The 10,455-nt window shown below is 73.7% G+C and carries 8 protein-coding genes; 6 read left to right on the forward strand and 2 right to left on the reverse strand.

Annotated elements, in window-relative coordinates; genetic code table 11:
• The first annotated feature begins 34 nt into the window (after positions 1-34).
• The 4 genes from ABZW32_RS31805 (at position 35) to ABZW32_RS31820 (ending at position 5,987) form a co-directional block, all read left to right on the forward strand.
• The gene (locus tag ABZW32_RS31805; protein WP_356222618.1) at positions 35-1,396 is read left to right on the forward strand and encodes an ABC transporter substrate-binding protein; all 1,362 of its coding nucleotides are present in this window, start codon (positions 35-37) and stop codon (positions 1,394-1,396) included.
• 79 nt (positions 1,397-1,475) lie between these two features.
• Positions 1,476-2,741: a sugar ABC transporter permease gene (locus tag ABZW32_RS31810; RefSeq protein ID WP_356222640.1), complete on the forward strand. Its 1,266-nt coding sequence runs from the start codon at positions 1,476-1,478 to the stop codon at positions 2,739-2,741.
• On the forward strand, positions 2,738-3,595 hold the full coding sequence (locus tag ABZW32_RS31815) for a carbohydrate ABC transporter permease (RefSeq protein ID WP_356222620.1): 858 nt from the start codon (positions 2,738-2,740) through the stop codon (positions 3,593-3,595). The genes ABZW32_RS31810 and ABZW32_RS31815 overlap by 4 nt, the downstream gene beginning before the upstream one ends.
• A 97-nt stretch (positions 3,596-3,692) precedes the next feature.
• Positions 3,693-5,987, forward strand: coding sequence for a bifunctional glycosyltransferase family 2 protein/CDP-glycerol:glycerophosphate glycerophosphotransferase (locus ABZW32_RS31820; protein WP_356222623.1), 2,295 nt, complete (start codon positions 3,693-3,695; stop codon positions 5,985-5,987).
• 41 nt (positions 5,988-6,028) lie between these two features.
• Here ABZW32_RS31820 and ABZW32_RS31825 read toward each other — a convergent pair whose 3' ends face one another.
• The gene (locus tag ABZW32_RS31825) at positions 6,029-6,643 is read right to left on the reverse strand and encodes a TetR/AcrR family transcriptional regulator (protein WP_356222626.1); all 615 of its coding nucleotides are present in this window, start codon (positions 6,641-6,643) and stop codon (positions 6,029-6,031) included.
• A gap of 159 nt (positions 6,644-6,802) precedes the next feature.
• Between ABZW32_RS31825 and ABZW32_RS31830 the strand changes: the two genes are divergently transcribed.
• Together ABZW32_RS31830 and ABZW32_RS31835 are read left to right on the forward strand one after the other, a co-directional pair.
• Positions 6,803-7,696, forward strand: coding sequence for an ABC transporter permease (locus ABZW32_RS31830; RefSeq protein WP_356222628.1), 894 nt, complete (start codon positions 6,803-6,805; stop codon positions 7,694-7,696).
• Complete coding sequence (locus ABZW32_RS31835; RefSeq protein ID WP_356222631.1) at positions 7,689-8,504, forward strand: ABC transporter ATP-binding protein; 816 nt, start codon at positions 7,689-7,691, stop codon at positions 8,502-8,504. The genes ABZW32_RS31830 and ABZW32_RS31835 overlap by 8 nt, the downstream gene beginning before the upstream one ends.
• Before the next feature lie 49 nt (positions 8,505-8,553).
• Here ABZW32_RS31835 and ABZW32_RS31840 read toward each other — a convergent pair whose 3' ends face one another.
• Positions 8,554-10,332: an Imm49 family immunity protein gene (locus tag ABZW32_RS31840; RefSeq protein WP_356222634.1), complete on the reverse strand. Its 1,779-nt coding sequence runs from the start codon at positions 10,330-10,332 to the stop codon at positions 8,554-8,556.
• Between the last annotated feature and the right edge of the window lie 123 nt (positions 10,333-10,455).

Genomic DNA, 10,455 nt, shown 5'->3' on the forward strand with positions numbered 1-10,455 from the left:
GTCCGGGACACACACGGGCATCGGGGGCACAGCCATGCGCAAGCACGGAACGAGCCGGACGACGATCGGGTGGGCGGCCCTGGCGGCCGCGGGGGTGCTCGCGCTCTCGGCGTGCGGGGACGGTCCGCAGCCGGGGCCCGAGGAGCCCGGTGCGGGCGCGACGGCGGCGCCGCGGGTGCAGTTACCGAAACTGGACGGCGAGAAGCTGGAGGTCGCCGCGGTCTGGACGGGGCCGGAGCAGGCGAACTTCACCAAGGTGCTCAAGGAGTTCGAGAAGCGCACGGGTGCGAAGGTGACCTTCGTACCGGCCCAGGACCCGATCGTCACCTTCCTCGGCACCAAGATCGCGGGCGGTCAGCCGCCGGACGTGGCGCTGCTCCCGCAGGTCGGGGCGCTGGTGTCGGCGGTCCGGAACAAGTGGGCGCAGCCGGTGGGCCCGGAGGCCGCGGCGCAGCTGGACGCGAACTACTCGCCGGGCTGGAAGAAGCTGGGCGCGGTCGACGGCACCCAGTACGGGGTGTACTACAAGGCGGCCAACAAGTCGCTGGTCTGGTACAACGCGAAGGCCTTCGAGGCGGCGGGCGTCGCGCCCCCCAAGACCTGGAAGGAGCTGATCGCGGCTGCGGACACGCTGTCCGCCTCCGGCATCCCGGCGGTCTCGGTGGCGGGCGCGGACGGCTGGACCCTGACGGACTGGTTCGAGAACGTCTACCTGTCGCAGGCCGGTCCGGAGAAGTACGACAAGCTGGCGCGGCACGAGCTGAAGTGGACGGACGACAGCGTCAAGCAGGCGCTGACCACGCTCGGGGAGCTGTTCGGCCGCAAGGACTTCCTGGCGGGCGGCACGAGCGGGGCGCTGGCGACGGAGTTCCCGAAGTCGGTGACGCAGACCTTCACCGGGGGCGACCGGCCCGCGGCGGCGATGGTCTTCGAGGGCGACTTCGTGGCGGTGAACATCGCGCAGACCGGGGAGAAGGTGGGCGAGGGCGCCAAGGTGTTCCCGTTCCCGGCGGTGGGCGCGAAGGCACCGGTGGTGTCGGGCGGTGACGTGGCGGTGGCGCTGAAACCGTCGAAGGGCGCGCAGGCGCTGCTGACGTTCCTGGCCTCGGCCGACGCGGCGGAGATCCAGGCCCGCGAGGGCGGTTTCGTCTCCCCGAACAAGGCCGTGAATCCGAGCGCCTACCCGAATCCGATCCAGCGGGACATCGCGAAGGCGCTGGTCGCGTCGGGCGACGACTTCCGCTTCGACATGTCGGACCAGGCTCCGGCGGCGTTCGGCGGGACGCCGGGTGCCGGGGAGTGGAAGGCGCTCCAGGACTTCCTGGCGAACCCGTCGGACGTGGCGGGCACCCAGGCGAAACTGGAGGCGGACGCGGCCAAGGCCTACGGGAACTGATCCGGTGACGGCCACGACCGGCGAGGGGCCGCCCGACGCCCGGACGCCGCCCGGACGGTCCGCGGCCCGTCGGCGGCGGCTGATCGCGGCGGCGTTCCTCCTGCCGGCGCTGGTGCTGCTGGGCGCGCTCGTCGTGCAGCCCATCGGGTACTCCCTCTACCGCAGCCTCTTCGACCGCTCCGGGGACGTGTTCGTCGGCGCGGGCAACTACCGGGAGATCCTGAGCGACCCCACCATCCGCACGGCACTGCGCAACACGGCGCTGTGGGTGGTGCTGGCGCCGGCGGTGGCCACCGCGCTCGGCCTGGTCTTCGCGGTGCTGACCGAACGGGTGCGCTGGGGGACGGCGTTCAAGCTGCTGGTCTTCATGCCGATGGCGATCTCGATGCTGGCGGCGGGCATCATCTTCCGGCTCGTCTACGACCACGACCCCCACCGGGGCGTGGCCAACGCGGTGTGGGTCGGGGTGCACGACACCTTCGCCCCGTCCTCGGCCTTCCCCAAGGCCCGGCCGGGCCGGGACTCCCCGCTGGAGCCCGCCGGCGGGGGCGCCTTCGTGACGCGGGCCCCCGTACGGGCGGGCGTTCCGGTGCTGCTGCCGCTGGTCGGGGTGGCGCCGGAGGCCCTGCCCGCGGGGACCCGTACGGCCGCGGCGGCGCCCGCGGAGCCGGGGAAGGTCACCGGCACCGTCTGGCAGGACTTCACCCGGGGCGGGGGCGGCCGGACGAACGCGGTCGACCCGACCGAGCGGGGCTTCTCCGGGATGCGCGTGGAGGCGGTGCGCGACGGGCGGGTGGTGGCTTCGGCGACGGCCCGCGCGGACGGCACCTTCGTCCTGCCGGCGGCGGCGGACGGGGCACTGCTGCGGCTGCCGGGCTCCAACTTCCGGGAGGCGTACGCGGGGGTGGAGTGGCTCGGGCCGGCGCTGGTGACCCCGGCGGTGATCGGGGCGTACGTGTGGATGTGGGCCGGGTTCGCGATGGTGCTGATCGGGGCCGGGCTGGCGGCCGTACCGCGGGAGCTGCTGGAGGCGGCCCGGGTGGACGGGGCGAACGAGTGGCAGGTGTTCCGGCGGATCACCGTGCCGCTGCTCGCGCCGGTGCTGGCGGTGGTGCTGGTGACCCTCGTCATCAACGTCATGAAGATCTTCGACCTGGTCTTCGTGATCGCTCCGGGTGCGGTCCAGGACGACGCGAACGTGCTGGCGCTGCAGCTGTACCGGACGTCGTTCGGGACGGACGCCGACCAGGGGCTGGGCAGTGCCATCGCGGTGCTGCTGCTGGTTCTGGTGGTACCGGTGATGCTGCTGAACATCCGCAGGCTGCGGAAGGAGGGGTCCCGATGAGCACGCCCGCCGTCGTCGGCCGGCTCGCGGCCCGCGCCGCGTCCGGCGCCGTCCGCGTCTTCCTCGTCCTGGCCGCGCTCTTCTGGCTGCTGCCCACCCTCGGGCTGCTGATCTCCTCGTTCCTGTCCCCCACCGACCTGAACACGGGCGGCTGGTGGCAGGCCCTGACCGCGCCCTCGAAGCTGACGGCGGCGAACTACGCCCGGCTGCTGACGAACGACACCATCACCGGCTCGCTGCTGAGCACGGTGGCGATCGCCGTTCCCGCGACCCTGCTCGTGCTCGTGCTGGGCTCGCTCGCCGGATACGCCTTCGCCTGGCTGGAGTTCCCGGGCCGGGACTGGCTCTTCCTCGTCGTGGTGGGGCTGCTGGTGGTCCCCGTACAGGTGGCGCTGATCCCGGTGTCCGAACTCTTCGGGGCCATCGGCCTGTTCGAGACCACGGCGGGGGTGGTCCTCTTCCACACCGCCTTCGGCCTGCCCTTCGCGATCTTCCTGCTGCGCAACTTCTTCGCGGAGATCCCGCGCGAGCTGCTGGAGGCGGCGCGCCTGGACGGAGCGGGCGAACTGCGGCTGTTCGCCAAGGTGGTGCTCCCGCTGGGCGGTCCGGCGATCGCCTCGCTCGGCATCTTCCAGTTCCTGTGGGTGTGGAACGACATGCTGGTGGCGCTGGTGTTCGCCGACTCGGCGCACCCGCCCGTCACGGTGGCGCTCCAGCAGCAGGTGCGGCAGTTCGGGAACAACATCGACGTCCTGGCCCCCGGGGCCTTCCTGTCGATGGTGGTGCCGCTCGTCGTGTTCTTCGCGTTCCAGCGGCAGTTCGTGACGGGGGTGATGGCCGGAGCCGTCAAGTAGCGCGTGATCACGGCGCTGACGTGGGGCGTTGACACCGGGTAACCCGATTGCCGCACGCTGCGTAACCCGAACGCCGCGCGCGCGGTTGCCGGGGGACATGCCCGCGCCGACCCATGGATGTGCCGTGCCCCGGTTCAGCGTCATCGTGCCCGCGTACAAGGTTCAGGCGTACCTCCAGGAGTGCCTGGAGTCGGTCCTGTCCCAGTCGTACCCGGATCTGGAGCTGATCGCGGTCGACGACGCCTCCCCGGACGCCTGCGGCGCGATCATCGACGAGTTCGCGGCGCGCGACCCCCGGGTCACCGCCGTGCACCTGGCGCACAACCTCGGCCCGGGCCCGGCCCGCAACGCGGGTCTGGCCCGCGCGGGCGGCGACTACGTCCTCTTCCTCGACGGCGACGACACCCTGGCCCCCGGCGCCCTCCAGGCCGTCACCGACCGGCTGGGGGCCACGGGCTCCCCCGACGTCCTGGTCTACGACCACGCCCGCTCCTTCTGGACCGGGGAACTGGTCCGCAACCGGCTCGCGCACCACCTGCGCGAGGAGGGTCCGGCCGGCTTCCGCCTCGCCGACCGCCCCTCCCTCCTCGGCATGCCGATGGTGGTGTGGAACAAGGCGTACCGCCGCGAGTACGTGGAGCGCGAGGGCCTCTCGTTCCCGCCCGGCTTCTACGAGGACACCCCCTGGACCTGTCCGGCACTGCTGGCCGCCGAGTCCGTGGCCGTCCTCGACCGGGTCTGCGTCCACTACCGCCAGCGCCGAACCGGCTCGATCCTGACCACCTCCACCCGCCGCCACCTCGACGTCTTCGACCAGTACGAGCGGGTCTTCGGCTACCTCGCCGGCCGCCCGGAGCTGGAGCGCTGGCGGCCGGCCGTGCACCGGCGGATGGCCGAGCACTTCTGCTCCGTGTACGCCGACCCCCGCCGCCTGCCGCGCGACGCCCGCCCCGAGTTCTTCGCGCGGGCCTCGGCCCTGCTGCGCCGCCACCGGGCCCCCGGCGCGGACTCCGGCTCCCTGCCGCCGTCCCTGCCCCTGTCCCGCACGGACCGGCTGCGGCACGCCCTGATGCGGCTGGGCCTGCGGCGCGCCTACCGGCTGCTGTCCGTGCTGCGCTCGGCGTCCCTGGCGGCGGGCCGGGCGGCGGCCGCGCCGGGGCCGGGGCTGCGCGAGTCCGGTCTGCGCCTGCACTACCGGGTCCAGCGCCTGCTGCCGCTGCGCCCGGAACTGGCGGTGTTCTCCGCGTACTGGCACGGCGGCTACGCCTGCAACCCGGCGGCGATCGAGGCGAAGCTGCGGGAACTGGCCCCGCGGATGCGCACGGCGTGGATCTGCGACCCCCGGCACACCCCGACGCTGCCGCCCGGGACCACCCCGCTGCGGCCGGGCTCGGCCGCGTACTGGAGCGCCCTGGCCCGGGCGACGTACCTCACCACGAACGTCAACTTCGACCGCGCCCTGGTCAAGCGCCCGGGCCAGATCCTGGTGCAGACCCAGCACGGCACCCCGCTCAAACGGGTCGGCCTCGACCTCCAGGACCGTCCGGCGGCGACCCCGACCCCGGACTTCGCCGGCCTGCTGCGCGGCGCCGACCAGTGGGACTACCTGCTCTCCTCGAACCGGCACTCCACCCTGGTCTGGGAGCGGGCGGTGCCGTCCTCGTACACCACCCTCGAATACGGCTATCCGCGCAACGACACCTTCCACCGGGCAACCCGGGCCGACGTGCTGGAGCTGCGCGAACGCCTGGGCGTCCCGCCGGGTTCCACGGCGGTCCTCTACGCCCCGACGCACCGCGACTACCGCCGCAGCCGGCCCGAGCACCTGGACTTCGAGCGGGTCCTGCGCGACCTGGGCCCGCGCTTCACGCTGCTGGCCCGTACGCACCTGACGTACGCGGGCACGGACCGGGCGTGGGACCCGCACCCCCGGCTGATCGACGTCTCGGCGCACCCGTCGGTGGAGGAGCTCTGCCTGGCCTCGGACGCGCTGGTCACGGACTACTCGTCCCTGATGTTCGACTACGCGGTACTGGACCGGCCGATCGTGATCCACGCGGACGACCGGGAGGCGTACGAGGCCGCCCGCGGCACCTACTTCGACCTGCGGACCTGCCCGCCGGGGGCGATCGCGCGCACCGAGGACGAGCTCGTGGACATCTTCGCCACCGGCCACTGGCAGGGGTCGCGCTCGGCCCAGCTGCGCTCCGCGTTCAGGTCGCGGTTCTGCTCCTTCGACGACGGGCACGCGGCGGAACGGGTGGTCCGCCGGGTGTTCCTGGGCCAGTCGGCGCCGCTCCCGGCGTTCACCCCGCCGGAGGACCGCCGCCCCGCCCCACCGGCCCCGTCCCCGGCGCCGGAACCGACGCCGGCGCACCGCTGCGCGTTCTGACGCGGCCGGTCGCAATGCCGGCACGGCGGCCGGCGGGCGCTCTAGCCGGCCCGCAGCCCCGCCACGACCGCGCGCGCCAGGTCGTCGAGATAGCCGGCCGGAACGGCGTCGCGCACGACCACCTGCCGCCAGTACAGCGGCCCGATCGCCAGGTCCAGCGCCCGCTCCGGGCAGGCCGTCGCGGGCAGTTCCCCGCGCTCGACGGCCTCGGCGACGATCCCCTCGGCGAGCCTGCGCTGGCCGTCGAGGAGGGCCCCGCGCACCGCGTCGGCGATCTCCGGGTTGCGGGCGGCCTCCACGAGCAGGTCGGGGATGACGGCCGAGGCCACGGGGTGGCGCAGCACGTGGGACATGACCTCCAGCAGGGCCCGCAGGTCCCCGTAGAGGGACCCGGTGGCGGGCACCGGCAGCCCGTCGGCGGCGAAGGCGCCGACCAGGTCGAGCACCAGGTGGAGCTTGGACTTCCAGCGCCGGTACACGGCGGTCTTGCCGACCCCGGCGCGCCGGGCGATGCCCTCGATGGACATCCGGGCGAAGCCGACCGCCGCGAGTTCCTCGACGACCGCGGCCCGGATCGCCTCGGTCACGTCCTCGCGCAGGACGGCGGCCCCGGCGGGGGCGCGGCGGGCGGTGGCGGGGGCGGGCTCGGTGGTCATGCACAGAGCATAGCTGCGCGCACGTCACGACGATACGGTTGCGTTCCGACGTCCGGAGCCCTACGCTCCACGTAGCGACGATACGGACCCGTCCCGTCCCCAGTCTCCCCTCGGAGGCACCCCGCCAGCGACGCCCGCCCCCGTCGAAAGCGACTCCCCGTGACCGTGACCAGCGTTACCGCACCGCAGAGCCCCGCAGAGCTGGCGGCAGCCCACGGCCTGACCGTCAGCGGCGCCCGCCCCTCCCTGCCCCGCTACCTGGCCGAGCTCTGGGGCCGCCGCCACTTCGTGACGGCGTACGCCAGTGCCCGCATGCAGGCCACGTACAGCACGGCCAGGCTCGGCCAGGTCTGGCACCTGATGACCCCGCTGCTCAACGCGGCCGTCTACTACTTCATCTTCGGCGTCGTCATGAACGCCAGCCACCACGTGCCCGACTACGTGCCGTTCCTGATCACCGGAGTCTTCGTCTGGGACTTCATCGGCAGCTCCGTCAACGCCGGCACCCGCGCCGTCCACGGCAACCTCGGCCTGGTCCGCGCCCTGCACTTCCCCCGCGCCAGCCTGCCCATCTCCTCCGTCGTGCAGCTCTTCCAGCAGCTGCTCGTCACCATGGGAGCCCTGGTCGTCCTGCTCCTGGCCTTCGGCCAGACCCCCGGCCCGGCCTGGCTGATCGCCCTCCCGGCGCTCTTCCTGATGGCCGTCTTCTGCGCGGGCTGCGCCCTGGTCATGGCCCGCATCGGCAGCAAGAACCCGGACGTCAGCCAGCTGATGCCGTTCGTCCTGCGCACCTGGATGTACTCCTCCGGCGTGATGTGGTCCATCGACTCCGTCCTGAAGACGGACCACCTGCCGCACTGGATCACCCTGCTGCTCAAGACCAACCCGGCGGCCGTATACATCGACCTCATGCGCTTCGCGCTGATCGACAGCTTCAAGGCCGCCTCACTGCCCCACCACGTCTGGCCGATCGCCATCGGCTGGGCCCTGCTCGCCGGCGTCGGCGGGTTCGTCTACTTCTGGAAGGCAGAGGAGGAGTACGGCCGTGGCTGACACCCTGACCCGCAGCACGACGCCCACCGACCGCACGGCGCCCGACACCCGCGTCCCGACCGTGATCGCCGACGAGGTCCACGTCATCTACAAGGTGCACGGCGCCGGCACCCGCAAGGGCGGCGCCACCGCCGCCCTCAGCCGGATCTTCTCCCGCGGGCCGGCCCCCGGCGTCCGTGAGGTGCACGCCGTCAAGGGCGTCAGCTTCACCGCCTACAAGGGCGAGGCGATCGGCCTCATCGGCTCCAACGGCTCCGGCAAGTCCACCCTGCTCAAGGCCATCGCCGGACTCCAGCCCGTGGCGTCCGGGGCGGTCTACTCGCACGGCCAGCCCTCGCTGCTCGGCGTGAACGCGGCCCTGATGAACGACCTCACCGGCGAGCGCAACGTGGTCCTCGGCGGACTCGCGATGGGCATGACCCGCCGGCAGATCCGCGAGCGCTACCAGGACATCGTCGACTTCTCCGGCATCAACGAGAAGGGCGACTTCATCTCCCTGCCCATGCGCACCTACTCCTCCGGCATGGGCGCCCGGCTGCGGTTCTCCATCGCCGCCGCCAAGGACCACGACGTCCTGATGATCGACGAAGCCCTGGCCACCGGCGACGCCGCCTTCCAGCGCCGCAGCCAGGCCCGCATCGAGGAACTGCGCGCCCACGCGGGCACCGTCTTCCTCGTCAGCCACGGCATCGGAACGGTCCGCGAGACCTGTGACCGCGCGATCTGGCTGGAATCGGGCGTCCTGCGCATGGACGGCCCCTCCAAGGAGGTCTGCGACGCCTACGAGGCCTTCACCTCGGGCGGCTGACCCGCCCGCCCCACTGCCGGACGGGCGCCCCGCAGCCCCGCCGGGCCCCTCAGCTCACGCCGACGGGCCCGGCGGCCTCGGCCAGCAGCCGCGGCGGCAGGTAGGGCGAGACCACCGGGACCCGCCGGCCGCGGCGCCGGGCGAGGCAGGCCAGGGCCAGCACGCCGAGGTCGAGCACGGCGTCGCAGTCCCCGGCCCGGTCGGCGACCGCGTGGTGGTCGCGGTGGGCCTCCAGGGCGTCGAGCAGCGCCAGCCCGAAGCTCTCCTCGTCCCCCTCGACCAGCTGGGACAGCAGCACGGACGGCGGCGGCAGGAAACCCGTCGGCTTCTCCTTCGCGTACGCGGCCACGGCCCGCTCCGCCGCCGGGCGCGCGTCCCCGCCGCTCAGGTGCGCGTGCAGCGCCTCGCAGTACCCGGCGTAGGCGGGACTGCCCGACCCGAGCCGCGGCGGGCCCGCCGCAACGAGCGGGGCCAGGTCCTCGTCCGCCCCGGAGATAAGGGCGAAGTGCGTCGCGGCCAGCCACTGGGTGAGCCCGGCCCGGTCGCCCCGGTCCGCGAGGTGGGTGACGGTGTGGCCGTCGACGGTCGAGACGACCTCCGTGTCCGGTTCGGCCAGCGTCCCCCGGAACAGCGCGGCACCCAGCTGCGCGGCCCGCCGCACCCCCCGCACCTGTTCGTCCGTGGCGTCCGGCCCGCGCGAGGCGAGGATCCTGAAGAGCCTCTCCTGGTCCTCCAGCGCCCCGGCCAGGTCCCACGCGTCCGGCCGCCCGCCGTCCTGCGGGAGGTATGCCGCGCGGATGGAACGCTCGCAGGCGGCCTCGTAGCCCTCGTACGTCGACTGCGGTCCGGTGGGCCGCTCCAGCTCCACCACCCCGGCCTCCCGCAGCCGCAGGACCGCGTCCGGGCGCCGGTCCCGGCCGAAGGCACCGACCCGTGGGCCGGCCGTCGCGAAGCCGGTGACCAGCGCGTACGGCAGGTAGTCGGTGTCGACGGGCGGCCACCAGCCGTGGTCGCGGTGGCCGAGCGCGGCCAGGGCGACCGGCACCAGCGGCAGCAGGCTCCGGGGCCCGGCCTTGGGGCCGGAGGTCTCGGCGTGCCGGCGCAGCAGTGCCGCGAGCCCGTCCCCGTACGCCTCCTCCTCGCCCGCGGCCAGGGCGCGCAGCACGCCCAGGGCGAGGGTGTCCGGGTGCTCGGACAGCGGCAGTCCGCTCTGCGCGCCGTGGGCGGCGATCCGGGCCAGGCCGGCGTCGAGCGCGGCCAGCGTCGCCTGCGGGGACGGCGGGTGGTCCTGGTCGTCGTCACCGAGGTCACCGGAGACGACGGCGGTGAAACCGGCGGCGAGTTCGGCGGTGGGACGGCCCGCCCCCGCCTCCCGGAAGGCGTCCCGGGCGAAGTGGAAGGCCTCGCCGTCGCGCCGGGTGCCGTCCGTGAGCACGGCGAGGCAGTAGGCGTCGAGCCAGTCCCCGGCGCTGACGTCCTCGCGGTCGTCGGCGTCCCCGCCCCGGTGGTAGCCCATGCCGAAGTCGACGTAGTCGAGCGATACGCGGAAGGAGTCGTAGGCGTAGTACGCGGCGAACCGGACGGCGCCCGCGGCCGCTTCGGCCGCGTCCGCGAGCAGGGCCCTGGCCTCCGGGGTGCCCAGGCGGGGGTCGGTCAGCGAGAGGACGCCGAGCCGGTCGAGGAATTCCTCGGAGATCATCTGCCAGTCGAAGACGGTCATCCGGCCGGCCCGCGACATGCTGCGCGTCATGGAGCCGATCCGGTCGACGAACTCCTCCCGCGTCGCGTCCGCCGCGGCCCCGTCCACCCGGTGTCGTTCGATCCGCACTGCCCGTCCCCCTGCGTCGCCGTGTTCCACCACAGCGTAGGAGGAGGCACCGACACACAGGCGGGGGGGGGGGGGGGCGCGGGCGAGCCCCCCCCCGAACCCCCCCCCCCCCCCCCACGCGCG

Origin of the sequence: Streptomyces sp. NPDC004667 (genome assembly GCF_040609475.1) — a bacterium.
GTDB lineage: Bacteria > Actinomycetota > Actinomycetes > Streptomycetales > Streptomycetaceae > Streptomyces.

What these genes read in the sequence shown, in the direction of transcription:
- ABZW32_RS31805 (WP_356222618.1), top strand. Translation starts at nt 35, where the DNA reads ATGCGCAAGCACGGAACGAGCCGGACGACGATCGGGTGGGCGGCCCTG.
- ABZW32_RS31815 (WP_356222620.1), top strand. Translation starts at nt 2,738, where the DNA reads ATGAGCACGCCCGCCGTCGTCGGCCGGCTCGCGGCCCGCGCCGCGTCC.
- ABZW32_RS31820 (WP_356222623.1), top strand. Translation starts at nt 3,693, where the DNA reads ATGCCCGCGCCGACCCATGGATGTGCCGTGCCCCGGTTCAGCGTCATC.
- ABZW32_RS31825 (WP_356222626.1), bottom strand. Translation starts at nt 6,643, where the DNA reads ATGACCACCGAGCCCGCCCCCGCCACCGCCCGCCGCGCCCCCGCCGGG.